This window comes from Pseudomonas fluorescens (genome assembly GCF_040448305.1).
Lineage (GTDB): Bacteria > Pseudomonadota > Gammaproteobacteria > Pseudomonadales > Pseudomonadaceae > Aquipseudomonas > Aquipseudomonas fluorescens_BH.
Map to the genome: position 1 here is coordinate 6096077 of NZ_CP148752.1, position 21851 is coordinate 6117927.

Consider the following 21851-nt stretch of genomic DNA (forward strand, 5'->3'; position numbering starts at 1 on the left):
TCTCCTAGGCTACGCACGCTGCCCCGGCCGGGTTGTTCACCAGGCGCTCAAGGGTGGTGCGATCCAATAGTTCGGTGTCCAGTTTGATGTAAATCGCCGCCTCTTCCGCGACGATGACTGCATCTGTTACCCCTACGACCGCCTTCAGGCGCTCGACCAGACCCGCTTCGCGGATCGCCTCGGGCGACAACGGCAAGCGCAGGCTCGTGACGTAGGGAGGTTCGCGCATGGTAACAGCAAAGGCCAGCCAGAGGGCAGCCAGACCGGCGCATCCGAGGAACACAACCGACAGACCGCCATGCTGGAACAGCCAGCCGCCAAGAATGCCGCCCAATGCCGACCCGAGGAACTGGCTGGTGGAATAAACCCCCATCGCCGTGCCCTTGCCGCCGGCCGGTGAAACCTTGCTGATCAGCGATGGCAACGAAGCTTCCAGCAGATTGAATGCGGTGAAGAACACCACCGTACCGATCACCAGAGCCCGCAGGCTGTCGCCGAACTGCCAGAAGAATAGCTCAGTGAGTATCAGCGTCACGACGGCACCGAGTAAAACTCGTTTCATTTTGCGTTTCTTCTCGCCGTAGATAATGAACGGGATCATGGCGAAGAAAGAAATCAGCAGTGCGGTCAGGTATACCCACCAGTGCTGCTCCTTGGGCAGGCCGGCTTTTTCTACCAAGGCCAGCGGCAAGGCAACGAAGCTCGACATCAACATGGCGTGCAACACAAAAATTCCCAGGTCCAGGCGCAGCAGGTCTGGGTGCTTGAGCGTCGGCATCAGCGCCTGACGCGCCACACCGGACTCACGATGCTGCAACGGCCCGTTGGACCGCGGCACCATGAACATCACGATCAAGATGCCGAACAACGCCATGCCGCCCGTGGCGAAAAACAACCCGGACAGGCCGAAAGCACGTGTCAGCAACGGTCCTACGACCATGGCGACAGCGAACGACAGACCAATCGTCATGCCGATCATGGCCATCGCCTTCGTCCGGTGCTGCTCACGGGTCAGGTCTGACAGCAAGGCCATGACCGCCGCGGAAATCGCCCCGGCGCCCTGCAGGATTCGCCCGGCGATCACGCCCCAGATCGAATCGGCATTGGCCGCCAGCACGCTGCCGAGGGCAAAGACAATCAGCCCCAGGTAAATCACCGGACGGCGACCGATGCGGTCAGAAATGATACCGAACGGGATCTGGAAAACCGCCTGGGTCAGGCCGTATGCGCCAATCGCCAGACCAATCAGGGCCGGGGTCGCACCCGCCAGATCCATCCCATAGGTCGCCAGTACCGGCAACACCATGAACATGCCAAGCATACGGAAGGCGAACACCAGGGCCAGACCGCTTGCCGCGCGGGTCTCGCTGCCACTCATGCGCTCGCTGTGGGGATCGTGCATGGAAAAACCTCATGTGAACCGGCGGCGATTCTACCAGTCCCATCGATTGGCAGGGTATATCGCGACGCTTTGACGCGCATTGCTGACACACTCTTCATGCAAGACAGTAGCCCACTCGCTTGATAGTGTGCATCCATCCAGTATTTGGCCGTATACTCCTACGTTTTCGACGCCCGCCGAGCGAGGCCACCTTGGACAAGATCCTGATTCGTGGGGCTCGAACCCACAACCTGAAGAACATCGACCTGACCCTGCCACGGGACAAGCTGATCGTCATCACCGGCCTGTCCGGCTCCGGCAAGTCATCCCTGGCTTTCGACACCCTGTACGCCGAAGGTCAGCGCCGCTACGTCGAATCGCTGTCGGCCTACGCCCGGCAGTTCCTGTCGATGATGGAAAAGCCCGACGTCGACACCATCGAAGGCCTGTCGCCAGCGATCTCCATCGAACAGAAGTCGACCTCGCACAACCCGCGCTCGACGGTCGGCACCATCACCGAAATCTACGACTACCTGCGTCTGCTTTATGCACGCGTGGGTATTCCCCGCTGCCCGGATCACGACATCCCGCTGGAAGCGCAGACCGTCAGCCAGATGGTCGACCTGGTCCTCGCCGAACCGGAGGGCAGCAAGTTGATGCTGTTGGCGCCGGTCATCCGCGAGCGCAAAGGCGAGCACCTGTCGGTTTTCGAAGAGCTGCGCGCGCAAGGCTTCGTCCGTGCCCGGATCAACGGCAAGCTTTACGAGCTGGACGAAGCGCCCAAGCTCGACAAGCAGAAAAAACACACCATCGATGTCGTGGTCGACCGCTTCAAGGTTCGCGCCGACCTGCAACAACGCCTGGCCGAATCCTTCGAGACCGCGTTGAAACTGGCGGACGGCATCGCCCTGGTGGCGCCGATGGATGACGAGCCGGGTGAAGAGATGATCTTCTCCGCACGCTTCGCCTGCCCGATCTGCGGCCACGCGATCAGCGAACTGGAACCCAAGCTGTTCTCCTTCAACAACCCGGCCGGCGCTTGCCCGACCTGCGATGGCTTGGGGGTGAAGCAGTTCTTCGACATCAAGCGCCTGGTCAATGGCGAACTGACCCTGGCCGAAGGGGCGATTCGTGGCTGGGACCGGCGTAACGTCTATTACTTCCAGATGCTCGGCTCGCTGGCCTCGCACTACAAGTTCAGCCTGGAAGTTCCGTTCAACGAACTGCCGGCCGATCAGCAGAAATTCATCCTGCACGGCAGCGGTTCGCAAAACGTCGACTTCAAATACCTGAACGACCGTGGCGATATCGTCAAACGCTCGCACCCGTTCGAAGGCATCGTGCCGAACCTGGAACGCCGTTACCGCGAAACCGAATCGGCATCGGTGCGCGAAGAACTGGCCAAGTTCCTCAGCACCCAGTCGTGCCCGGACTGCCGCGGGACCCGCCTGCGGCGTGAGGCGCGGCATGTGTGGGTCGGCGAGAAAACCCTGCCGGCAGTGACCAACCTGCCGATCGGCGATGCGTCCGAGTATTTTGGCGGGCTCAAGCTCACCGGCCGGCGTGGCGAAATTGCCGACAAGATCCTCAAGGAAATCCGCGAGCGCCTGCAGTTCCTGGTCAACGTCGGCCTCGACTACCTGTCGCTGGATCGCAGCGCGGACACCTTGTCCGGTGGCGAGGCCCAGCGCATTCGTCTGGCCAGCCAGATTGGTGCCGGCCTGGTGGGCGTCCTGTACATCCTCGACGAACCCTCCATCGGCCTGCATCAGCGCGATAACGACCGGCTGCTGGGCACCCTCAAGCATCTGCGCGATATCGGTAACACGGTGATCGTGGTCGAGCACGACGAAGACGCGATCCGTCTGGCCGACTACGTGGTGGACATCGGCCCGGGCGCTGGCGTGCACGGCGGGCATATCGTCGCCGAAGGCACACCGGCCGAGGTCATGGCGCATCCGGACTCGCTGACGGGCAAATACCTGTCGGGCCGGGTGAAGATCGAAGTCCCGGCCAAGCGCACGCCGCGCAACAAGAAGCTGTCGCTGTCGCTCAAGGGCGCGCGTGGCAACAACCTGCGCAATGTCGACCTGGAGATTCCGATCGGTCTGCTGACCTGTGTGACCGGCGTGTCCGGCTCCGGGAAGTCGACGCTGATCAACAACACGCTGTTCCCGCTGAGCGCCACGGCGCTGAATGGCGCCACTACCCTTGAAGCGGCCGTCCACGACAGCATCAAGGGCCTGGAGCACCTGGACAAGGTCGTCGACATCGACCAGAGCCCGATTGGCCGTACACCGCGTTCCAACCCGGCTACCTACACCGGATTGTTCACACCGATCCGCGAGTTGTTCGCCGGCGTACCGGAGTCCCGCTCCCGGGGCTACGGGCCGGGGCGCTTCTCCTTCAACGTCAAGGGCGGCCGCTGCGAGGCCTGCCAGGGCGACGGCCTGATCAAAGTCGAGATGCACTTCCTGCCGGACATCTACGTGCCCTGCGACGTGTGCAAGAGCAAGCGTTACAACCGCGAAACCCTGGAGATCAAGTACAAGGGCAAGAGCATCCACGAGACCCTCGAGATGACCATCGAGGAAGCACGGGAGTTCTTCGATGCCGTACCGGCCCTGGCGCGCAAGCTGCAAACGTTGATGGACGTCGGCCTGTCGTACATCAAGCTGGGGCAATCGGCGACCACGCTCTCCGGCGGTGAAGCCCAGCGGGTGAAACTGTCCCGCGAGCTGTCCAAGCGTGATACCGGCAAGACCCTGTACATCCTCGATGAACCCACCACCGGGCTGCACTTCGCGGATATCCAGCAACTGCTGGACGTGTTGCATCGCCTGCGCGACCACGGCAACACGGTGGTAGTGATCGAACACAACCTGGACGTGATCAAGACCGCTGACTGGCTGGTGGACCTGGGTCCGGAGGGTGGTTCCAAGGGCGGGCAGATCATTGCCGTCGGCACACCGGAGGAAGTGTCAGAGATGAAGCAATCCCATACCGGTTACTACCTCAAGCCGCTGCTGGAACGCGATCGGGCTTAACCGGGCCCCATGAAAAAGCCCCTGTCACTTCATCAGTGACAGGGGCTTTTTTGTATTCGCAGCAATCAGGTGTGGGATTGCAGGTAGTTCTCAAGCCCGATCAACTTGATCAGACCCAACTGCTTCTCGAGCCAGTAGGTGTGATCTTCTTCGGTGTCGTGTAATTGAACCCGCAGCATTTCGCGGCTGACATAGTCCTTGTGCTGCTCGCAGAGCTTGATGCCCTTGCACAGCGCAGCCCGCACCTTGTATTCCAGGCGCAAATCCGCTTCGAGCATCTCGGTCACCGTGGTGCCGACATCGAGATCGTCCGCACGCATGCGCGGCGTGCCTTCGAGCATCAGAATCCGGCGCATCAGGGCATCAGCGTGCCCTGCTTCCTCTTCCATCTCGTGGTTGATTCGTTCGTAGAGCTTGGTGAAACCCCAGTCCTCATACATCCGCGAGTGGACGAAATATTGATCACGCGCGGCCAGTTCGCCGGTCAGCAACGTGTTGAGGTAATCGATCACATCTGGGTGGCCTTGCATCGCCCTACATCTCCCTGCTTGAAAGTTGTAGTTTGAACCAACATGCCCTTATCGTCACTCGCAAGACGCAATAAAAGCGAAGATATTCTGAGAAAACAGGTTGAAATAACGCAAAAACCGCCCAAACAAGGGCGGTTCTGCTTCTCATTTAGACTTCGTTAAGCTGTACGTTGAGCAGCTTTGCGATTGCTTCTCCATACGCCGGGTCAGCCTTGTAGAAATGTTGCAGCTGGCGATCAACCACATCACTCGACACACCCGCCATCGCACCGGCGATGTTGCTGACCAGCAGTGATTGCTGCTCTTCAGTCATCAAGCGGAACAATGCGCCGGCGTGACTGTAGTAATCAGTGTCTTCACGGTGGTCGTAACGATCGGCGGCACCACTGAGGGCCAACGCGGGCTCTGCGTAACGAGACGCCTGCTTCGGCGACTCGACATAGCTGTTCGGCTCGTAGTTCGGCGCCGCCCCGCCATTGCTGCCAAAAGCCATCGAGCCATCGCGCTGGTAACTGTTGACCGGACTCCGCGGAGCGTTGACTGGCAACTGCTGGTGATTGGTGCCGACACGGTAGCGGTGAGCGTCCGCATAGGCGAAGACCCGACCTTGCAGCATACGATCCGGCGACAGACCGACGCCTGGAACCATATTGCTGGGACCGAACGCCGCTTGCTCGACTTCCGCGAAGTAGTTCTGCGGGTTGCGATTGAGCTCCAACTCTCCGACTTCAATCAGTGGAAACTCTTTCTGCGACCAGGTTTTGGTGACATCAAACGGGTTCTCGTAGTGCGCCGCCGCCTGAGCCTCGCTCATGATCTGAATGCACACGCGCCATTTCGGGAAATCCCCCTGCTCGATGGCATTGAACAAGTCGCGCTGGGCGTAATCCGGATCAGTACCCGCCAGGCGCGCCGCCTCGGCAGGAGCAAGGTTCTTGATCCCCTGTTTGGTCTTGTAGTGCCACTTCACCCAGTGACGCTCACCTTGAGCGTTGATGAGGCTGTAAGTGTGGCTGCCAAAGCCGTGCATGTGGCGGTATCCGTCAGGGATACCCCGGTCGGAGAACAGGATGGTGACCTGGTGCAGCGCCTCGGGCGAATGCGACCAGAAGTCCCACATCGCCTGGGCACTCTTCAGGTTGCTTTGCGGTAAACGCTTCTGGGTGTGGATAAAGTCTGGAAACTTCAGTGGATCACGAATGAAGAACACGGGGGTATTGTTGCCAACGATGTCCCAGTTGCCTTCCTCGGTGTAGAACTTCAAGGCGAACCCGCGCGGATCACGCTCGGTATCGGCCGAACCACGCTCGCCGCCCACGGTGGAAAACCGCAGGAAAGTCGGGGTTTGCTTGCCGACTGCCTCGAACAGCTTCGCGCTGGTGTATTGAGTGATATCGCGCGTCACAGTGAACGTACCGTAGGCACCCGAGCCTTTGGCGTGTACACGGCGCTCAGGGATGTTTTCACGGTTGAAGTGAGCAAGCTTCTCGATCAGGTGAAAGTCGTCGAGCAGCAGCGGGCCACGAGGGCCGGCGGAACGGGAATTCTGGTTATCGGCAACAGGAGCGCCACTGGCGGTGGTAAGCGTTTTGTTTTGGCTCATGCGATCTTCCTTCCTCTGTCGGTCTTGAACTGCCGGCTATCGGCTGAGAAGGAGTATTGATCATCAATATGACAGCTACAAATTCATTAACTTGCAGACATCGATAGAGAAAAACTAATGATCATCCCCATCACATAATGCCGATGCGGACGAAGGAGACGCTTGTACAAACGACGCGTTTCTTGCAGGCACAAAAAACCGGGCACTAGGCCCGGTTCTTTGTTTCAGACTGACGTCTTACTCGGCAGATACAGCTTCGCCGGCAGTAGCACGATCAACCAACTCGACGTACGCCATAGGCGCGTTGTCGCCAGCGCGGAAACCGCACTTGAGGATGCGCAGGTAGCCACCCTCACGGGTAGCGTAACGCTTGCCCAGGTCGTTGAAGAGCTTACCAACGATAGCTTTCGAACGAGTACGGTCGAAAGCCAGACGGCGGTTAGCAACGCTATCTATCTTGGCCAAAGTGATCAGCGGCTCGGCAACGCGGCGCAGTTCTTTAGCTTTTGGCAGAGTAGTTTTGATCAGCTCGTGCTCGAACAGCGACACCGCCATGTTTTGGAACATGGCCTTGCGGTGCGAGCTGGTGCGGCTCAGGTGACGACCACTTTTACGATGACGCATGGTTCATTCCTTACCAAACACTACGTTCGGTGATTACGACGATCAGGCAGTCGCCTTGTCGTCCTTCTTAAGACTTGCAGGCGGCCAGTTGTCGAGGCGCATGCCGAGGGACAGACCGCGGGAGGCCAGAACGTCCTTGATTTCAGTCAAGGATTTCTTGCCCAGGTTCGGAGTCTTCAACAGCTCTACTTCGGTACGCTGAATCAGGTCGCCGATGTAGTAGATGTTTTCCGCCTTAAGGCAGTTAGCCGAACGTACAGTCAGTTCCAGATCGTCAACCGGGCGAAGCAGGATCGGATCGATCTCGTCTTCCTGCTCGACAACCACTGGCTCACTGTCACCCTTGAGGTCGACGAACGCAGCCAACTGCTGTTGCAGAATGGTTGCAGCGCGGCGAATTGCCTCTTCAGGATCCAGAGTACCGTTGGTTTCCAGATCAATAACCAGCTTGTCCAGGTTAGTACGCTGCTCGACACGGGCGTTTTCCACCACGTATGCGATACGGCGAACCGGGCTGAACGAAGAGTCAAGCTGCAAGCGACCGATGCTGCGGCTTTCGTCTTCATCGCTCTGACGCGAATCTGCCGGTTCATAACCACGACCACGAGCTACTACGAGCTTCATGTTCAGGGCGCCGTTAGACGCCAGGTTAGCGATTACGTGATCGGGATTAACGATCTCGACATCATGATCCAGCTGAATATCGGCAGCGGTAACCACCCCCGAACCCTTCTTCGACAAGGTCAGCGTAACTTCGTCACGACCGTGCAGCTTGATAGCCAGACCTTTAAGGTTCAACAGGATTTCAATTACGTCTTCCTGTACACCTTCGATGGCGCTGTACTCGTGGAGCACACCGTCAATCTCGGCCTCGACTACTGCACAGCCGGGCATTGAGGACAACAGGATGCGGCGCAGCGCGTTGCCCAGGGTATGGCCAAAGCCACGCTCGAGAGGCTCGAGAGTGATCTTGGCGCGGGTTGGACTGACAACCTGCACATCAATGTGGCGGGGTGTCAGGAACTCATTTACCGAAATCTGCATGGATGCACCTATTTTCTAGCCCTTACTTGGAGTAGAGCTCGACAATCAGGCTTTCGTTGATGTCGGCGGACAGATCACTGCGAGCTGGAACGTTCTTGAAAACGCCCGACTTCTTCTCAGTGTCTACTTCTACCCATTCTACGCGGCCACGTTGGGCACACAGATCGAGAGCTTGGACAATGCGAAGTTGATTTTTTGCTTTCTCGCGAACAGCGACCACGTCACCAGCACGAACCTGGTAGGACGGAACGTTAACGGTCTGACCGTTTACGCTGATCGACTTGTGCGATACCAGCTGACGGGATTCGGCACGAGTCGAACCAAAGCCCATACGGTATACAACGTTGTCCAGACGGCATTCGAGCAGTTGCAGCAGGTTTTCACCGGTTGCACCTTTCTTGCCAGCAGCTTCTTTGTAGTAGCCGCTGAATTGACGCTCGAGAACGCCGTAGATACGACGGACCTTCTGCTTTTCACGCAGTTGGGTGCCGTAGTCGGACTGGCGACCGCGGCGTTGGCCGTGGATACCAGGTGCTGCTTCAATGTTGCACTTCGATTCGATCGCGCGCACGCCGCTCTTCAGGAAGAGATCGGTGCCTTCGCGACGAGCGAGTTTGCATTTTGGACCAATGTAACGAGCCATTCTTTACAATCTCCTGGATTACACGCGGCGCTTCTTCGGCGGACGGCACCCGTTGTGCGGGATTGGCGTCACGTCGGTGATGCTGGCGATCTTGTAGCCACAGCCGTTCAAAGCGCGGACTGCGGATTCACGACCTGGACCTGGACCTTTGACGTTGACGTCGAGGTTTTTCAGGCCGTATTCCAGCGCAGCTTGACCAGCACGTTCAGCAGCTACTTGAGCAGCAAACGGGGTGGACTTGCGGGAACCGCGGAAACCCGAACCACCGGAGGTAGCCCAGGAAAGAGCGTTACCTTGACGGTCGGTGATGGTCACGATGGTGTTGTTAAAAGATGCATGGATGTGGGCGATGCCATCAACCACTGTCTTTTTAACTTTTTTACGAGGACGAGCAGCAGGTTTTGCCATGATTAAATTCCTGTCGATTCGCTGGGGCGATTACTTGCGGATCGGCTTACGCGGACCTTTACGGGTACGCGCGTTGGTCTTGGTACGCTGACCGCGCACTGGAAGACCGCGACGATGACGCAGACCGCGATAGCAACCGAGGTCCATCAAGCGCTTGATTTTCATGTTGATTTCGCGACGCAGGTCACCTTCAGTGGTGAACTTCGCCACTTCGCCACGCAGCTGTTCAATTTGCTCGTCGCTCAGATCTTTGATCTTTGCTGCTGGGTTTACCCCAGTCTCTGCACAAATTTTCTGTGCAGTAGTGCGACCAACACCATAGATGTAGGTCAGCGAGATAACAGTATGCTTGTTATCTGGAATGTTAACGCCTGCAATACGGGCCATTCAGTGGGACTCCAATTGACAGCTACCTACGCCCCGGAAGCCAAGAAATAGGGCGCGAGATAATATCGCTGTAATAACAAATAATCAACCCGGCAGCGCACTAGCTGCCGGGCTTGAAGCACAATCACACTCAGCCTTGGCGCTGTTTGTGACGCGGTTCCGCGCTGCAAATTACTCGAACAACACCTTCGCGGCGAATAATCTTGCAGTTACGGCACAGCTTTTTCACCGATGCACGAACTTTCATCACCAACTCCTCGAACCTTATGGGTCAGCGCAGCATGCCGCTGCCGTAACCCTTCAGGTTGGCTTTCTTCATCAGGGATTCGTACTGGTGCGAAACGAGGTGCGATTGTACTTGGGACATGAAGTCCATCACAACCACGACGACGATCAGCAACGAGGTCCCGCCAAGGTAGAACGGTACGTTGGCTGCAACCACCAGGAACTGGGGCAACAGGCAGACGGCCGTCATGTAAAGAGCACCGAACATGGTCAAGCGAGTCAGAACGCCATCAATGTAGCGCGCAGACTGCTCACCTGGACGGATGCCCGGAATAAAGGCACCGGACTTCTTCAGGTTTTCCGCTACGTCTTTCGGATTGAACATCAACGCCGTATAGAAGAAGCAGAAGAAAATAATCCCTGCACTAAACAGCAGAATATTCAACGGCTGACCAGGAGCGATCGACTGCGAGATGTCCTGCAACCAGCCCATACCTTCAGACTGACCGAACCAGGCACCCAACGAAGCCGGGAACAGCAAAATGCTGCTCGCGAAAATAGCCGGAATAACACCGGCCATGTTCACCTTCAGCGGCAAGTGGCTGGTCTGCGCAGCGAAGACCTTGCGGCCCTGCTGACGCTTGGCGTAGTGAACAGCAATACGACGCTGACCACGCTCAATGAACACCACGAAACCGATAATCGCTACTGCCAGCAAACCGATGGCAACCAGGGCGAAGATGTTGATATCACCCTGACGTGCAGACTCGAAAGACTGCCCGATCGCTCTCGGAAGACCGGCGACGATACCCGAAAAAATCAACATCGAGATACCGTTGCCAACACCACGCTCAGTAATCTGCTCACCCAGCCACATCATGAACATCGCACCAGCCACAAATGTGGTTACCGCGACGAAATGGAAGCCAAAGTCACCAGTGAACGCAACGCCCTGCCCCGCCAGACCAATGGACATGCCAATGGCCTGGACGAGAGCGAGGACGACAGTGCCGTAGCGGGTGTACTGGCTGATCTTGCGACGGCCAGCTTCACCTTCCTTCTTCAACTGCTCCAGCTGCGGGCTGACGGCGGTCATCAGCTGCATGATGATCGATGCCGAAATGTACGGCATGATCCCCAGTGCAAAGATGCTCATCCGTTCCAGCGCGCCGCCGGAAAACATGTTGAACAAGCTAAGAATGGTCCCCTCATTCTGTCGAAACAGGTCCGCGAGTCGGTCCGGGTTGATACCTGGAACCGGGATGTGTGCGCCTATTCGGTAGACGATAATCGCCAGGAACAGAAAACGCAGACGAGCCCAGAGTTCAGACATACCGCCTTTGCCGAGCGCAGAGAGAGCACCTTGCTTAGCCATTTATTCCTCGAACTTGCCGCCAGCTGCTTCGATAGCCGCACGCGCACCTTTGGTGGCGCCGATTCCCTTGCCGATAGTGACAGCGCGAGTCACTTCACCGGACAGCATGATTTTCACACGCTGTACGTTGACGTTGATCACGTTGGCATCTTTCAGGGACTGCACGGTGACGATGTCGCCTTCCACTTTAGCCAGCTCGGACAGACGCACTTCTGCGCGGTCCATGGCCTTCAGGGAAACGAAACCGAACTTCGGCAGGCGACGATGCAGCGGCTGTTGACCGCCTTCAAAGCCTGGAGCAATGGTGCCACCGGAGCGGGAGGTCTGACCTTTGTGACCACGGCCACCAGTCTTACCCAAACCGCTACCGATACCACGGCCCGGACGATGCTTTTCGCGACGGGAACCCGGCGCTGGACTCAGATCATTGAGTTTCATCGATTAACCCTCGACACGCAGCATGTAGTAAGCCTTGTTGATCATCCCGCGATTCTCGGGAGTATCCAGGACTTCTACAGTGTGACCGATGCGACGCAGACCCAGACCCTTAACGCACAGTTTGTGGTTAGGGATACGGCCGGTCATGCTTTTGATCAGCGTTACTTTTACGGTAGCCATGATCAGAAGATCTCCTTGACGCTTTTGCCACGCTTGGCGGCAATGGATTCAGGAGACTGCATTGCTTTCAAACCCTTGAAAGTGGCGTGAACCACGTTTACCGGGTTAGTCGAGCCGTAGCACTTGGCCAGAACGTTCTGAACGCCAGCAACTTCGAGGACAGCACGCATAGCGCCGCCAGCGATGATACCGGTACCTTCAGAAGCAGGCTGCATGTACACCTTCGAAGCGCCGTGAGCGGACTTCATTGCGTACTGCAGAGTGGTGCCGTTCAGATCAACCTGGATCATGTTGCGGCGAGCAGCTTCCATTGCCTTCTGGATCGCAGCAGGCACTTCACGCGACTTGCCACGGCCGAAGCCAACACGGCCCTTACCATCACCAACCACGGTCAACGCGGTGAAAGTGAAGATACGGCCGCCTTTAACGGTTTTGGCTACGCGGTTAACTTGAACCAGCTTCTCGATGTAGCCTTCGTCGCGCTTTTGGTCGTTATTTGACATAACTTAGAACTCCAGCCCAGCTTCACGAGCAGCATCAGCCAGCGCTTTAACGCGGCCGTGGTACTTGAAGCCAGAGCGGTCGAAAGCCACTTGCGAGACGCCAGCGGCCTTAGCACGCGTAGCGACCAGCTGGCCAACCTTAGTGGCCGCGTCGATGTTGCCGGTGGCACCATCACGCAGTTCTTTATCCAAAGTCGAGGCGCTTGCCAGGACTTTGTTGCCGTCGGCCGAAATGACCTGGGCGTAGATGTGCTGCGAAGAGCGGAACACGCAGAGACGCACGACTTCGAGTTCGTGCATTTTCAGGCGTGCTTTGCGAGCGCGACGCAGTCGAGTAACTTTTTTGTCGGTCATTTGCTATGCCCTACTTCTTCTTGGCTTCTTTACGACGGACGACTTCGTCCGCGTAGCGCACACCTTTGCCTTTGTACGGCTCTGGTGGACGGAAGTCGCGGATCTCGGCGGCCACTTGACCTACCAGCTGCTTGTCGATGCCCTTGATCAGGATATCGGTCTGGCTAGGAGTCTCAGCGGTGATGCCTTCCGGCAGTTCGTAATCCACTGGGTGCGAGAAGCCAAGAGCCAGGTTCAGCACTGTGCCTTTTGCTTGCGCTTTGTAACCAACACCGACCAGCTGGAGCTTGCGCTCGAAGCCTTGGCTTACGCCTTGGACCATGTTGTTTACCAACGCACGAGTGGTACCAGCCATTGCGCGAGTCTGTTGATCGCCATTGCGAGCAGCGAAACGCAGCTCACCAGCTTCTTCAACGATCTCAACGGACGAATGGATGTTCAGTTCAAGAGTGCCCTTGGCACCCTTCACCGAAAGCTGTTGGCCTGCGAATTTTACTTCGACACCGGCTGGCAGCTTAACGGGGTTCTTAGCGACGCGAGACATGCTTATCCCCCCTTAGAACACAGTGCAAAGAACTTCGCCGCCGACACCGGCAGCGCGCGCAGCACGATCAGTCATCACACCCTTGTTGGTGGAGACGATAGACACACCGAGACCGCCACGAACTTTTGGCAGATCATCGACGGACTTGTACTGACGCAGGCCTGGACGGCTAACGCGCTTCACTTCTTCGATAACCGGACGGCCTTCGAAGTACTTCAGCTCGATGGACAGCAGTGGTTTGATTTCGCTGCTGATCTGATAACCCGCAATGTAACCTTCGTCCTTCAGGACTTTGGCAACAGCTACCTTCAACGTGGAAGATGGCATGCTTACGACGGACTTTTCAGCCATCTGGGCATTACGGATACGAGTTAGCATGTCCGCTAACGGGTCCTGCATACTCATGGGCTAGACGCTCCTAATACAAAAAAATTAGCCTTGCGGCTATTACGTGTCGCCGAGAATCTCCGAGCATGAAAAACACGGGCTCAGGCGAGCCGGGTATTCTAGACACACCCCAGAAATGAATCAAGCCCCAAAAGGGGCTTGATTCAGATTCAAGGCCACCGGTGGTCAGGATCTTGCGATCCTGGACACCGAGACTTTGACAGTACTTACCAGCTGGCTTTAACCAGACCCGGTACGTCACCACGCATGGCAGCTTCACGCAGCTTGTTACGGCCGAGGCCGAACTTGCGGTAAACGCCGTGTGGACGACCGGTCAGGCGGCAGCGGTTACGCATGCGCGAAGCGCTTGCGTCACGTGGCTGCTTCTGCAGGGCTACTGTAGCTTCCCAACGCGCTTCTGGACTTGCGTTCAGATCAACGATGATAGCTTTCAGTGCTGCACGCTTCTTGGCGTACTTGGCAACCGTGAGCTGACGCTTCAGCTCGCGGTTTTTCATGCTCATCTTGGCCATGGTCCTACTCCAATCAGTTGCGGAACGGGAATTTGAACGCACGCAGCAGAGCGCGGCCTTCATCATCGTTCTTGGCAGTGGTGGTCAGGGTGATGTCCAGACCGCGGAGAGCATCGATCTTGTCGTAGTCGATTTCCGGGAAGATGATCTGCTCTTTCACGCCCATGCTGTAGTTGCCACGACCATCGAAGGACTTGGCATTCAGGCCGCGGAAGTCGCGAACCCGAGGCAGGGAGATCGACAGCAGACGATCCAGGAACTCGTACATACGCTCACGGCGCAGGGTCACTTTGACGCCGATCGGCCAACCTTCACGGACTTTAAAGCCTGCGATGGATTTGCGAGCGTAGGTCACAACGACTTTCTGGCCGGTGATCTTTTCCAGGTCAGCAACAGCGTGCTCGATGACTTTTTTGTCGCCGATCGCTTCGCCCAGACCCATGTTCAGGGTGATTTTGGTAACGCGCGGAACTTCCATCACGTTCGAAAGCTTAAGTTCTTCCTTAAGTTTCGGAGCAATTTCCTTCCGGTAAATCTCTTTTAGTCGTGCCATGGTCTCATCTACCTAGCAGTGTTCAAGCATCAACCGCTTTTTGGGTCGACTTGAAGACACGAATTTTCTTGCCGTCTTCTACTTTGAAACCAACGCGGTCAGCCTTGTTGGTTTCGCCGTTGAAAATGGCGACGTTAGAAGCATCCAGTGGAGCTTCTTTTTCGACGATACCGCCCTGCACGCCCGACATAGGGTTAGGCTTGGTATGACGCTTGACCAGGTTCAGACCACCAATAACCAAACGGTTGTTAGCGAGAACCTTAAGCACCTTACCGCGCTTACCTTTGTCTTTGCCGGCGATCACGATGATCTCGTCGTCACGACGAATCTTTTGCATGTCGGATCTCCTTACAGCACTTCTGGGGCGAGCGAGACGATCTTCATGAACTTCTCAGTACGAAGTTCACGGGTCACTGGCCCAAAGATACGGGTGCCGATCGGCTCTTGCTTGTTGTTCAGAAGAACAGCAGCGTTGCCATCAAAGCGGATAATGGAGCCATCAGCACGACGTACGCCGTGACGAGTGCGGACTACAACAGCAGTCATCACTTGGCCTTTTTTCACTTTACCGCGAGGAATTGCTTCCTTGACGGTAACTTTGATGATGTCACCGATACCAGCGTAACGACGATGGGAGCCACCCAGCACCTTGATGCACATAACGCGGCGAGCGCCGCTGTTATCGGCCACATCGAGCATGGATTGAGTCTGAATCATATAATTTCTCCGACCCCTAGTCCTTAGACTTCCACAGCGCGTTCGAGAACATCAACCAGCGCCCAAGACTTGGTCTTGGCCAAAGGACGAGTTTCACGAATAGTGACTTTGTCGCCGATGTGGCACTGATTGGTTTCGTCGTGCGCGTGCAGCTTAGTCGAACGCTTAACGTATTTACCGTAGATCGGGTGCTTAACGCGACGCTCGATCAGAACGGTGATGGTTTTGTCCATCTTGTCGCTGACAACACGGCCAGTCAGCGTACGGACAGTTTTTTCGGCTTCAGCCATGATTACTTACCTGCCTGCTGGTTGAGCACAGTCTTCACGCGAGCGATGTCACGCTTAACTTGCGAGAGCAGATGAGACTGCCCCAACTGGCCAGTTGCTTTCTGCATACGCAGATTGAACTGGTCGCGCAGCAAGCCGAGCAGTTGCTCGTTCAGCTGCTGTGCGGATTTTTCACGAAGTTCATTCGCTTTCATCACATCACCGTCCGTTTAACAAAGGAGGTGGCGAGCGGCAGCTTTGCAGCAGCCAGGGCGAAAGCCTCACGCGCCAGCTCTTCAGAAACACCCTCGATTTCATACAGGACTTTGCCTGGCTGAATCTGGGCAACCCAGTATTCGACGTTACCCTTACCTTTACCCATCCGAACTTCGAGTGGCTTCTTGGAAATAGGCTTGTCCGGGAATACACGGATCCAGATCTTGCCGCCACGTTTTACGTGACGGGTCAGAGCACGACGCGCTGACTCGATCTGACGAGCGGTGAGACGACCACGAGCAACAGACTTCAGCGCGAACTCGCCGAAGCTGACTTTGCTACCGCGCAATGCCAGGCCACGGTTGTGACCAGTCATTTGCTTGCGGAACTTCGTACGCTTTGGTTGCAACATTTGGCGTACCCCTTACTTAGCAGCTTTTTTACGAGGCGCTGGTGCTTGTGGTTTCAGTTCTTCTTGGCGACCACCAATTACTTCGCCTTTGAAGATCCAAACCTTTACACCGATCACACCGTAAGTGGTGTGAGCTTCGTAGTTGGCATAGTCGATGTCGGCACGCAGGGTGTGCAATGGCACACGACCTTCGCGATACCATTCAGTACGTGCGATTTCAGCACCGCCGAGACGACCGCTCACTTGGATTTTGATGCCTTTGGCACCAATGCGCATGGCGTTCTGTACGGCGCGCTTCATAGCGCGACGGAACATTACACGACGCTCCAGCTGCTGAGCTACGCTCTGCGCAACCAGCATACCGTCGAGCTCCGGCTTGCGGATCTCTTCGATATTGATGTGCACAGGCACACCCATTTGCTTGGTCAGGTCCTGACGCAGTTTCTCAACATCTTCACCTTTCTTCCCGATAACGATACCTGGACGAGCGGTGTGGATGGTGATACGTGCAGTTTGGGCCGGACGATGGATATCGATACGGCTTACGGACGCGCTTTTTAGTTTGTCTTGGAGATACTCACGCACCTTCAGATCTGCGAGCAAATAGTCCGCATAAGTCCGACCGTCTGCGTACCAGACGGAGGTGTGCTCCTTGACGATTCCCAGGCGAATGCCAATGGGATGTACTTTCTGACCCATCTCTTCGACTCCGTTACTTGTCAGCAACCTTGACAGTGATATGGCAAGACCGCTTGACGATGCGATCAGCACGGCCTTTGGCACGTGGCATGATGCGCTTCAGCGAACGCCCTTCGTTGACGAAAACGGTGCTGACCTTCAGGTCATCAACGTCTGCGCCTTCGTTATGCTCGGCGTTGGCTACGGCCGACTCCAGCACTTTCTTCATGATCTCGGCGGCTTTCTTACTGCTGAAAGCCAACAGGTTGAGCGCTTCGCCCACCTTCTTCCCGCGGATCTGGTCGGCGACCAAGCGGGCTTTCTGGGCGGAGATTCGAGCGCCCGACAACTTAGCGGCTACTTCCATTTCCTAACCCCTTAACGCTTGGCTTTCTTGTCTGCCACGTGCCCGCGATAAGTGCGGGTACCGGCGAACTCGCCCAGTTTGTGGCCGACCATGTCTTCGTTCACGAGAACTGGGACGTGCTGACGACCGTTGTGTACTGCGATGGTCAAACCGACCATTTGTGGCAGGATCATCGAACGACGCGACCAGGTTTTCACCGGTTTGCGATCGTTCTTTTCCGCCGCCACTTCGATCTTCTTCAGTAGGTGAAGATCGATAAAAGGACCTTTTTTCAGAGAACGTGGCACTGTCGTATCCCTCTATTTACTTGCGACGACGGACGATCATTTTGTCGGTACGCTTATTACCACGAGTCTTCGCGCCCTTAGTCGGGAAGCCCCATGGCGATACCGGATGACGACCACCAGAGGTACGACCTTCACCACCACCATGTGGGTGGTCAACCGGGTTCATGGCAACACCACGAACGGTTGGGCGAACGCCACGCCAGCGTTTGGCACCAGCTTTACCCAGCGAACGCAGGCTGTGCTCGGAGTTCGAGACTTCGCCCAGGGTCGCACGGCATTCAGCCAGGACTTTACGCATTTCACCGGAACGCAGACGCAGGGTAACGTACACGCCTTCACGAGCGATCAGCTGAGCCGAAGCACCAGCGGAACGAGCGATCTGAGCGCCTTTACCTGGCTTCAATTCGATGCCGTGTACGGTGCTACCAACTGGAATGTTGCGCAGTTGCAGAGCGTTGCCCGGCTTGATCGGTGCCAGGGCACCTGCGATCAGCTGGTCGCCAGCGCTCACGCCTTTAGGGGCGATGATGTAGCGACGCTCGCCATCTGCGTACAGCAGCAGAGCGATGTGAGCAGTACGGTTTGGATCGTATTCGATACGCTCGACAGTGGCAGAGATGCCATCTTTGTCGTTGCGACGGAAGTCGACCAGACGATAATGCTGCTTATGACCACCACCGATGTGACGAGTGGTAATACGGCCATTGTTGTTACGACCACCAGTCTTCGATTTCTTCTCGAGCAGCGGTGCGTGAGGAGCGCCTTTATGCAGCTCCTGGTTGACCACCTTGACCACAAAACGGCGGCCAGGGGAAGTCGGTTTGCATTTAACGATTGCCATGATGCACCCCTTCCTTACTCAGCACTGCTGCTGAAATCGAGATCTTGGCCTGGCTGAAGGGAGATAACTGCCTTCTTCCAGTCATTACGCTTGCCCAGACCGCGAGCAGTGCGCTTGCTCTTACCCAGAACATTCAGGGTAGTAACACGCTCTACTTTCACGCTGAACAGGCTTTCGACGGCCTTCTTGATTTCCAGCTTGGTTGCGTCGGTAGCAACCTTGAAAACGAACTGGCCTTTCTTGTCTGCCAGAACCGTAGCCTTCTCGGAAACGTGCGGGCCAAGCAGAACTTTAAATACGCGTTCCTGGTTCATCCCAGCAGCTCCTCGAATTTCTTCACGGCCGACACGGTGATCAACACCTTGTCGTATGCGATCAGACTAACTGGATCGGAACCTTGCACGTCACGTACATCTACGTGTGGCAGGTTACGAGCAGCCAGGTACAGGTTCTGATCAACAGCGTCGGACACGATCAGAACGTCGGTCAGGCTCATGTTGTTCAGTTTGCCCAGCAGGTCTTTGGTTTTCGGCGTTTCAACGGCGAAATCCTGAACCACGACCAGACGATCAGTACGCACCAGCTCAGCAAGGATGGAACGCATTGCTGCGCGATACATCTTCTTGTTCAGCTTCTGGGAGTGATCCTGAGGACGAGCTGCGAAAGTGGTACCGCCGCCACGCCAGATTGGGCTACGGATAGTACCGGCACGAGCACGGCCAGTACCTTTCTGACGCCATGGGCGCTTACCGCCACCACGAACGTCGGAACGGGTCTTTTGCTGCTTGGAGCCCTGACGGCCGCCGGCCATGTAGGCCACGACTGCTTGGTGAACCAGCGTCTCGTTGAATTCGCCGCCAAATGTCAGTTCGGAAACTTCGATCGCTTGAGCGTCATTTACATTTAATTGCATGTCAGCTTCCCCTTAACCGCGAGCCTTGGCTGCTGGACGTACAACCAAGTTGCCGCCAGTAGCGCCAGGAACAGCGCCCTTGACCAACAACAGATTGCGTTCAGCGTCCACGCGCACTACTTCGAGGGACTGCACGGTCACGCGCTCAGCGCCCATATGACCGGACATTTTTTTGCCCTTGAATACACGACCAGGAGTCTGGCACTGGCCGATAGAGCCTGGAACGCGGTGGGATACGGAGTTACCGTGGGTGTTATCTTGCCCGCGGAAATTCCAACGCTTGATCGTACCCTGGAAGCCTTTACCCTTGGACTGACCGGTTACATCAACCAGTTGACCAGCGGCGAAGATTTCAGCGTTGATCAGATCGCCGGCCTGGTACTCGCCTTCTTCAAGGCGGAATTCCATTACGGTACGACCGGCGGCAACGTTCGCTTTAGCGAAGTGGCCAGCCTGAGCTGCTGTTACACGCGAAGCACGACGCTCGCCGACAGTGACTTGCACTGCACGATAGCCATCGGTCTCTTCAGTTTTGAACTGGGTGACGCGATTCGGTTCGATCTCAATGACCGTGACCGGAATGGAGACACCTTCTTCGGTGAAAATACGGGTCATACCGCATTTACGACCGACTACACCAATAGTCATGTTGTAAACCTCATGAGTGTACGGGGCTTTCACCCGCTATGGCCGCCCATTTCAGAGCGTTACACGACTAAGACCGAGTCTTAGCCGAGGCTGATCTGCACTTCCACACCGGCCGCAAGATCAAGCTTCATAAGAGCATCAACGGTTTTATCCGTTGGCTGGACGATGTCCAGAACGCGCTTATGAGTACGGATCTCGTACTGGTCACGCGCGTCTTTGTTGACGTGCGGGGAGACCAGAACGGTGAACCGCTCTTTACGGGTAGGCAGTGGAATTGGACCACGCACTTGAGCACCAGTACGTTTCGCGGTTTCCACGATTTCCTGGGTTGATTGGTCGATCAGGCGATGGTCGAAAGCCTTCAACCTGATACGGATTTGCTGATTTTGCATTGGATTTCAGACTCCGGCTGCTATTCCCACCGAGCGCAATACGCCCGTTAAAAGGAGGCGCAATTCTATAGACGCCCCAGATGGGTGTCAACCCAATAAAAAAGCCCCCGCTGAGCGGGGGCTTTTCAAAGCATCGAAGCTATCTCAAAAGAGATGCTTACTCGATGATTTTGGCTACGACGCCAGCGCCGACGGTACGACCGCCTTCACGGATAGCGAAACGCAGGCCGTCTTCCATTGCGATGGTCTTGATCAGGGTAACTTCCATCTGGATGTTATCACCTGGCATTACCATTTCAACGCCTTCTGGCAGCTGGCAGTTACCAGTCACGTCAGTAGTACGGAAGTAGAACTGTGGACGGTAGCCTTTGAAGAACGGAGTGTGACGACCGCCTTCTTCCTTGCTCAGAACGTAAACCTCTGCGGTGAACTTGGTGTGCGGCTTAACCGAACCTGGCTTAACCAGAACCTGGCCACGCTCAACGTCGTCACGCTTGGTACCACGCAGCAGAACGCCGCAGTTCTCGCCAGCACGACCTTCGTCGAGCAGCTTGCGGAACATTTCAACACCGGTGCAGGTGGTGGTGGTGGTGTCACGCAGACCAACGATTTCCAGTGCATCTTGAACGCGAACGATACCGCGCTCGATACGACCAGTCACAACAGTACCACGACCCGAGATCGAGAATACGTCTTCGATTGGCATCAGGAATGGCTTGTCGATAGCACGCTCTGGCTCTGGGATGTAGCTGTCCAGGGTTTCAACCAGTTTACGAACGGCAGTGGTGCCCATTTCGTTGTCGTCTTTGCCTTCCAGCGCCATACGAGCCGAACCGATGATGATTGGAGTGTCATCGCCCGGGAAGTCGTAGGTGGACAGCAGGTCGCGAACTTCCATTTCGACCAGTTCCAGCAGCTCAGCGTCGTCTACCAGGTCAGCCTTGTTCAGGAAAACCACGATGTACGGAACGCCTACCTGACGGGACAGCAGGATGTGCTCACGGGTTTGTGGCATCGGACCATCAGCGGCCGAGCAAACCAGGATCGCGCCGTCCATCTGGGCAGCACCGGTGATCATGTTCTTCACATAGTCAGCGTGACCTGGGCAGTCAACGTGAGCGTAGTGACGGATCTTCGAGTTGTACTCGACGTGCGCGGTGTTGATGGTGATACCACGAGCTTTTTCTTCTGGAGCGCTGTCGATTTTATCGAAATCAACGATTGCGGAACCGAAAACTTCGGAGCAAACGCGAGTCAGAGCTGCGGTCAGAGTGGTTTTACCGTGGTCAACGTGACCGATGGTGCCAACGTTGACGTGCGGTAGGGAACGATCAAATTTTTCTTTAGCCACG

33 protein-coding genes are annotated in these 21851 nt (G+C 56.3%); 1 reads left to right on the forward strand and 32 read right to left on the reverse strand.

Going from position 1 to position 21851, the window contains the following annotated elements; translation table 11 throughout:
* Positions 1 to 4: 4 nt before the first annotated feature.
* Positions 5 to 1402 (reverse strand): MFS transporter, encoded by a 1398-nt coding sequence (locus WHX55_RS27800; protein WP_353741663.1) that lies wholly within the window; start codon positions 1400 to 1402, stop codon positions 5 to 7.
* A 191-nt stretch (positions 1403 to 1593) separates the two neighbouring features.
* On the opposite strand from WHX55_RS27800, the gene uvrA reads away from it, so the two are divergent.
* Positions 1594 to 4428, forward strand: coding sequence for an excinuclease ABC subunit UvrA (gene uvrA / locus WHX55_RS27805; RefSeq protein ID WP_353741664.1), 2835 nt, complete (start codon positions 1594 to 1596; stop codon positions 4426 to 4428).
* 65 nt (positions 4429 to 4493) lie between these two features.
* Here the strand turns inward: uvrA and bfr are convergent, their stop codons facing one another.
* From bfr to tuf, 31 genes are all read right to left on the reverse strand, one after another.
* Positions 4494 to 4958, reverse strand: a complete 465-nt coding sequence (gene bfr / locus WHX55_RS27810; protein ID WP_150726869.1) for a bacterioferritin — start codon at positions 4956 to 4958, stop codon at positions 4494 to 4496.
* A 148-nt stretch (positions 4959 to 5106) separates the two neighbouring features.
* Positions 5107 to 6561: a catalase gene (locus WHX55_RS27815; RefSeq protein ID WP_353741665.1), complete on the reverse strand. Its 1455-nt coding sequence runs from the start codon at positions 6559 to 6561 to the stop codon at positions 5107 to 5109.
* 237 nt (positions 6562 to 6798) lie between these two features.
* Entirely contained in the window at positions 6799 to 7185 is a 387-nt protein-coding gene (rplQ, locus tag WHX55_RS27820; protein WP_046041617.1) for a 50S ribosomal protein L17, read from the reverse strand.
* Positions 7186 to 7227: 42 nt separating this feature from the next.
* Positions 7228 to 8229: a DNA-directed RNA polymerase subunit alpha gene (gene rpoA / locus WHX55_RS27825; RefSeq protein ID WP_007970428.1), complete on the reverse strand. Its 1002-nt coding sequence runs from the start codon at positions 8227 to 8229 to the stop codon at positions 7228 to 7230.
* A gap of 22 nt (positions 8230 to 8251) precedes the next feature.
* On the reverse strand, positions 8252 to 8872 hold the full coding sequence (gene rpsD, locus WHX55_RS27830; protein WP_003176404.1) for a 30S ribosomal protein S4: 621 nt from the start codon (positions 8870 to 8872) through the stop codon (positions 8252 to 8254).
* Positions 8873 to 8890: 18 nt separating this feature from the next.
* Complete coding sequence (gene rpsK, locus WHX55_RS27835; protein ID WP_002555466.1) at positions 8891 to 9280, reverse strand: 30S ribosomal protein S11; 390 nt, start codon at positions 9278 to 9280, stop codon at positions 8891 to 8893.
* 30 nt (positions 9281 to 9310) lie between these two features.
* On the reverse strand, positions 9311 to 9667 hold the full coding sequence (rpsM, locus tag WHX55_RS27840; RefSeq protein ID WP_009045849.1) for a 30S ribosomal protein S13: 357 nt from the start codon (positions 9665 to 9667) through the stop codon (positions 9311 to 9313).
* A gap of 130 nt (positions 9668 to 9797) precedes the next feature.
* On the reverse strand, positions 9798 to 9914 hold the full coding sequence (gene rpmJ, locus WHX55_RS27845; protein ID WP_002555468.1) for a 50S ribosomal protein L36: 117 nt from the start codon (positions 9912 to 9914) through the stop codon (positions 9798 to 9800).
* Positions 9915 to 9938: 24 nt separating this feature from the next.
* Entirely contained in the window at positions 9939 to 11267 is a 1329-nt protein-coding gene (gene secY / locus WHX55_RS27850; RefSeq protein WP_042610655.1) for a preprotein translocase subunit SecY, read from the reverse strand.
* Positions 11268 to 11705 carry a 50S ribosomal protein L15 gene (gene rplO / locus WHX55_RS27855; RefSeq protein ID WP_003228720.1) on the reverse strand — a complete coding sequence of 146 codons (438 nt, stop codon included), beginning with the start codon at positions 11703 to 11705 and terminating at the stop codon, positions 11268 to 11270.
* A gap of 3 nt (positions 11706 to 11708) precedes the next feature.
* On the reverse strand, positions 11709 to 11885 hold the full coding sequence (gene rpmD / locus WHX55_RS27860) for a 50S ribosomal protein L30 (RefSeq protein WP_003186033.1): 177 nt from the start codon (positions 11883 to 11885) through the stop codon (positions 11709 to 11711).
* 2 nt (positions 11886 to 11887) lie between these two features.
* The gene (gene rpsE, locus WHX55_RS27865) at positions 11888 to 12388 is read right to left on the reverse strand and encodes a 30S ribosomal protein S5 (protein WP_003186035.1); all 501 of its coding nucleotides are present in this window, start codon (positions 12386 to 12388) and stop codon (positions 11888 to 11890) included.
* A 3-nt stretch (positions 12389 to 12391) separates the two neighbouring features.
* Positions 12392 to 12742 (reverse strand): 50S ribosomal protein L18, encoded by a 351-nt coding sequence (gene rplR / locus WHX55_RS27870; RefSeq protein ID WP_003186037.1) that lies wholly within the window; start codon positions 12740 to 12742, stop codon positions 12392 to 12394.
* 10 nt (positions 12743 to 12752) lie between these two features.
* Positions 12753 to 13286 carry a 50S ribosomal protein L6 gene (gene rplF, locus WHX55_RS27875; protein ID WP_003176412.1) on the reverse strand — a complete coding sequence of 178 codons (534 nt, stop codon included), beginning with the start codon at positions 13284 to 13286 and terminating at the stop codon, positions 12753 to 12755.
* A gap of 12 nt (positions 13287 to 13298) precedes the next feature.
* Complete coding sequence (gene rpsH, locus WHX55_RS27880) at positions 13299 to 13691, reverse strand: 30S ribosomal protein S8 (protein ID WP_003186040.1); 393 nt, start codon at positions 13689 to 13691, stop codon at positions 13299 to 13301.
* 209 nt (positions 13692 to 13900) lie between these two features.
* Positions 13901 to 14206 carry a 30S ribosomal protein S14 gene (rpsN, locus tag WHX55_RS27885; protein ID WP_003176414.1) on the reverse strand — a complete coding sequence of 102 codons (306 nt, stop codon included), beginning with the start codon at positions 14204 to 14206 and terminating at the stop codon, positions 13901 to 13903.
* Between the two features lie 13 nt (positions 14207 to 14219).
* Positions 14220 to 14759, reverse strand: coding sequence for a 50S ribosomal protein L5 (gene rplE / locus WHX55_RS27890; protein ID WP_003210069.1), 540 nt, complete (start codon positions 14757 to 14759; stop codon positions 14220 to 14222).
* 22 nt (positions 14760 to 14781) lie between these two features.
* Positions 14782 to 15096 (reverse strand): 50S ribosomal protein L24, encoded by a 315-nt coding sequence (rplX, locus tag WHX55_RS27895; protein ID WP_003176416.1) that lies wholly within the window; start codon positions 15094 to 15096, stop codon positions 14782 to 14784.
* A gap of 11 nt (positions 15097 to 15107) precedes the next feature.
* Positions 15108 to 15476, reverse strand: coding sequence for a 50S ribosomal protein L14 (gene rplN / locus WHX55_RS27900; RefSeq protein ID WP_002555479.1), 369 nt, complete (start codon positions 15474 to 15476; stop codon positions 15108 to 15110).
* A 23-nt stretch (positions 15477 to 15499) separates the two neighbouring features.
* On the reverse strand, positions 15500 to 15766 hold the full coding sequence (gene rpsQ, locus WHX55_RS27905; protein WP_003176419.1) for a 30S ribosomal protein S17: 267 nt from the start codon (positions 15764 to 15766) through the stop codon (positions 15500 to 15502).
* Between the two features lie 2 nt (positions 15767 to 15768).
* Positions 15769 to 15960: a 50S ribosomal protein L29 gene (rpmC, locus tag WHX55_RS27910; RefSeq protein ID WP_002555481.1), complete on the reverse strand. Its 192-nt coding sequence runs from the start codon at positions 15958 to 15960 to the stop codon at positions 15769 to 15771.
* On the reverse strand, positions 15960 to 16373 hold the full coding sequence (gene rplP, locus WHX55_RS27915; RefSeq protein ID WP_003228729.1) for a 50S ribosomal protein L16: 414 nt from the start codon (positions 16371 to 16373) through the stop codon (positions 15960 to 15962). Before rplP ends, rpmC begins: the two co-directional genes overlap by 1 nt.
* Positions 16374 to 16385: 12 nt before the next feature.
* Entirely contained in the window at positions 16386 to 17072 is a 687-nt protein-coding gene (gene rpsC / locus WHX55_RS27920; RefSeq protein WP_008065719.1) for a 30S ribosomal protein S3, read from the reverse strand.
* 13 nt (positions 17073 to 17085) lie between these two features.
* Positions 17086 to 17418, reverse strand: a complete 333-nt coding sequence (gene rplV / locus WHX55_RS27925) for a 50S ribosomal protein L22 (RefSeq protein ID WP_003103908.1) — start codon at positions 17416 to 17418, stop codon at positions 17086 to 17088.
* A gap of 11 nt (positions 17419 to 17429) precedes the next feature.
* On the reverse strand, positions 17430 to 17705 hold the full coding sequence (rpsS, locus tag WHX55_RS27930) for a 30S ribosomal protein S19 (RefSeq protein WP_002555486.1): 276 nt from the start codon (positions 17703 to 17705) through the stop codon (positions 17430 to 17432).
* Between the two features lie 16 nt (positions 17706 to 17721).
* Entirely contained in the window at positions 17722 to 18546 is an 825-nt protein-coding gene (rplB, locus tag WHX55_RS27935) for a 50S ribosomal protein L2 (RefSeq protein WP_003176423.1), read from the reverse strand.
* Between the two features lie 14 nt (positions 18547 to 18560).
* On the reverse strand, positions 18561 to 18860 hold the full coding sequence (gene rplW, locus WHX55_RS27940) for a 50S ribosomal protein L23 (RefSeq protein ID WP_002555488.1): 300 nt from the start codon (positions 18858 to 18860) through the stop codon (positions 18561 to 18563).
* Entirely contained in the window at positions 18857 to 19459 is a 603-nt protein-coding gene (gene rplD / locus WHX55_RS27945) for a 50S ribosomal protein L4 (RefSeq protein ID WP_003228735.1), read from the reverse strand. The genes rplW and rplD overlap by 4 nt, the downstream gene beginning before the upstream one ends.
* Before the next feature lie 12 nt (positions 19460 to 19471).
* Positions 19472 to 20107: a 50S ribosomal protein L3 gene (gene rplC, locus WHX55_RS27950; protein ID WP_003186059.1), complete on the reverse strand. Its 636-nt coding sequence runs from the start codon at positions 20105 to 20107 to the stop codon at positions 19472 to 19474.
* 80 nt (positions 20108 to 20187) lie between these two features.
* Positions 20188 to 20499 carry a 30S ribosomal protein S10 gene (gene rpsJ / locus WHX55_RS27955; protein ID WP_003186070.1) on the reverse strand — a complete coding sequence of 104 codons (312 nt, stop codon included), beginning with the start codon at positions 20497 to 20499 and terminating at the stop codon, positions 20188 to 20190.
* 157 nt (positions 20500 to 20656) lie between these two features.
* Complete coding sequence (tuf, locus tag WHX55_RS27960; RefSeq protein WP_008053875.1) at positions 20657 to 21850, reverse strand: elongation factor Tu; 1194 nt, start codon at positions 21848 to 21850, stop codon at positions 20657 to 20659.
* Position 21851 lies beyond the last annotated feature (1 nt).

What these genes read in the sequence shown, in the direction of transcription:
- secY (WP_042610655.1), bottom strand. Translation starts at nt 11,267, where the DNA reads ATGGCTAAGCAAGGTGCTCTCTCTGCGCTCGGCAAAGGCGGTATGTCT.
- rplP (WP_003228729.1), bottom strand. Translation starts at nt 16,373, where the DNA reads ATGTTGCAACCAAAGCGTACGAAGTTCCGCAAGCAAATGACTGGTCAC.
- rpsE (WP_003186035.1), bottom strand. Translation starts at nt 12,388, where the DNA reads ATGTCAAATAACGACCAAAAGCGCGACGAAGGCTACATCGAGAAGCTG.
- rpsM (WP_009045849.1), bottom strand. Translation starts at nt 9,667, where the DNA reads ATGGCCCGTATTGCAGGCGTTAACATTCCAGATAACAAGCATACTGTT.
- rpsD (WP_003176404.1), bottom strand. Translation starts at nt 8,872, where the DNA reads ATGGCTCGTTACATTGGTCCAAAATGCAAACTCGCTCGTCGCGAAGGC.
- rpsK (WP_002555466.1), bottom strand. Translation starts at nt 9,280, where the DNA reads ATGGCAAAACCTGCTGCTCGTCCTCGTAAAAAAGTTAAAAAGACAGTG.
- rplR (WP_003186037.1), bottom strand. Translation starts at nt 12,742, where the DNA reads ATGACCGACAAAAAAGTTACTCGACTGCGTCGCGCTCGCAAAGCACGC.
- rplE (WP_003210069.1), bottom strand. Translation starts at nt 14,759, where the DNA reads ATGGCACGACTAAAAGAGATTTACCGGAAGGAAATTGCTCCGAAACTT.
- rplQ (WP_046041617.1), bottom strand. Translation starts at nt 7,185, where the DNA reads ATGCGTCATCGTAAAAGTGGTCGTCACCTGAGCCGCACCAGCTCGCAC.
- rpoA (WP_007970428.1), bottom strand. Translation starts at nt 8,229, where the DNA reads ATGCAGATTTCGGTAAATGAGTTCCTGACACCCCGCCACATTGATGTG.
- rpsH (WP_003186040.1), bottom strand. Translation starts at nt 13,691, where the DNA reads ATGAGTATGCAGGACCCGTTAGCGGACATGCTAACTCGTATCCGTAAT.
- rplF (WP_003176412.1), bottom strand. Translation starts at nt 13,286, where the DNA reads ATGTCTCGCGTCGCTAAGAACCCCGTTAAGCTGCCAGCCGGTGTCGAA.
- rplV (WP_003103908.1), bottom strand. Translation starts at nt 17,418, where the DNA reads ATGGAAGTAGCCGCTAAGTTGTCGGGCGCTCGAATCTCCGCCCAGAAA.
- rplC (WP_003186059.1), bottom strand. Translation starts at nt 20,107, where the DNA reads ATGACTATTGGTGTAGTCGGTCGTAAATGCGGTATGACCCGTATTTTC.
- WHX55_RS27815 (WP_353741665.1), bottom strand. Translation starts at nt 6,561, where the DNA reads ATGAGCCAAAACAAAACGCTTACCACCGCCAGTGGCGCTCCTGTTGCC.
- rplX (WP_003176416.1), bottom strand. Translation starts at nt 15,096, where the DNA reads ATGCAAAAGATTCGTCGTGACGACGAGATCATCGTGATCGCCGGCAAA.
- rplD (WP_003228735.1), bottom strand. Translation starts at nt 19,459, where the DNA reads ATGCAATTAAATGTAAATGACGCTCAAGCGATCGAAGTTTCCGAACTG.
- rplW (WP_002555488.1), bottom strand. Translation starts at nt 18,860, where the DNA reads ATGAACCAGGAACGCGTATTTAAAGTTCTGCTTGGCCCGCACGTTTCC.
- rpmD (WP_003186033.1), bottom strand. Translation starts at nt 11,885, where the DNA reads ATGGCTACCGTAAAAGTAACGCTGATCAAAAGCATGACCGGCCGTATC.
- bfr (WP_150726869.1), bottom strand. Translation starts at nt 4,958, where the DNA reads ATGCAAGGCCACCCAGATGTGATCGATTACCTCAACACGTTGCTGACC.
- rpmJ (WP_002555468.1), bottom strand. Translation starts at nt 9,914, where the DNA reads ATGAAAGTTCGTGCATCGGTGAAAAAGCTGTGCCGTAACTGCAAGATT.
- rpsN (WP_003176414.1), bottom strand. Translation starts at nt 14,206, where the DNA reads ATGGCCAAGATGAGCATGAAAAACCGCGAGCTGAAGCGTCAGCTCACG.
- WHX55_RS27800 (WP_353741663.1), bottom strand. Translation starts at nt 1,402, where the DNA reads ATGCACGATCCCCACAGCGAGCGCATGAGTGGCAGCGAGACCCGCGCG.
- rplN (WP_002555479.1), bottom strand. Translation starts at nt 15,476, where the DNA reads ATGATTCAGACTCAATCCATGCTCGATGTGGCCGATAACAGCGGCGCT.
- rpsJ (WP_003186070.1), bottom strand. Translation starts at nt 20,499, where the DNA reads ATGCAAAATCAGCAAATCCGTATCAGGTTGAAGGCTTTCGACCATCGC.
- rpsC (WP_008065719.1), bottom strand. Translation starts at nt 17,072, where the DNA reads ATGGGTCAGAAAGTACATCCCATTGGCATTCGCCTGGGAATCGTCAAG.
- rpsQ (WP_003176419.1), bottom strand. Translation starts at nt 15,766, where the DNA reads ATGGCTGAAGCCGAAAAAACTGTCCGTACGCTGACTGGCCGTGTTGTC.
- rplB (WP_003176423.1), bottom strand. Translation starts at nt 18,546, where the DNA reads ATGGCAATCGTTAAATGCAAACCGACTTCCCCTGGCCGCCGTTTTGTG.
- rplO (WP_003228720.1), bottom strand. Translation starts at nt 11,705, where the DNA reads ATGAAACTCAATGATCTGAGTCCAGCGCCGGGTTCCCGTCGCGAAAAG.
- rpmC (WP_002555481.1), bottom strand. Translation starts at nt 15,960, where the DNA reads ATGAAAGCGAATGAACTTCGTGAAAAATCCGCACAGCAGCTGAACGAG.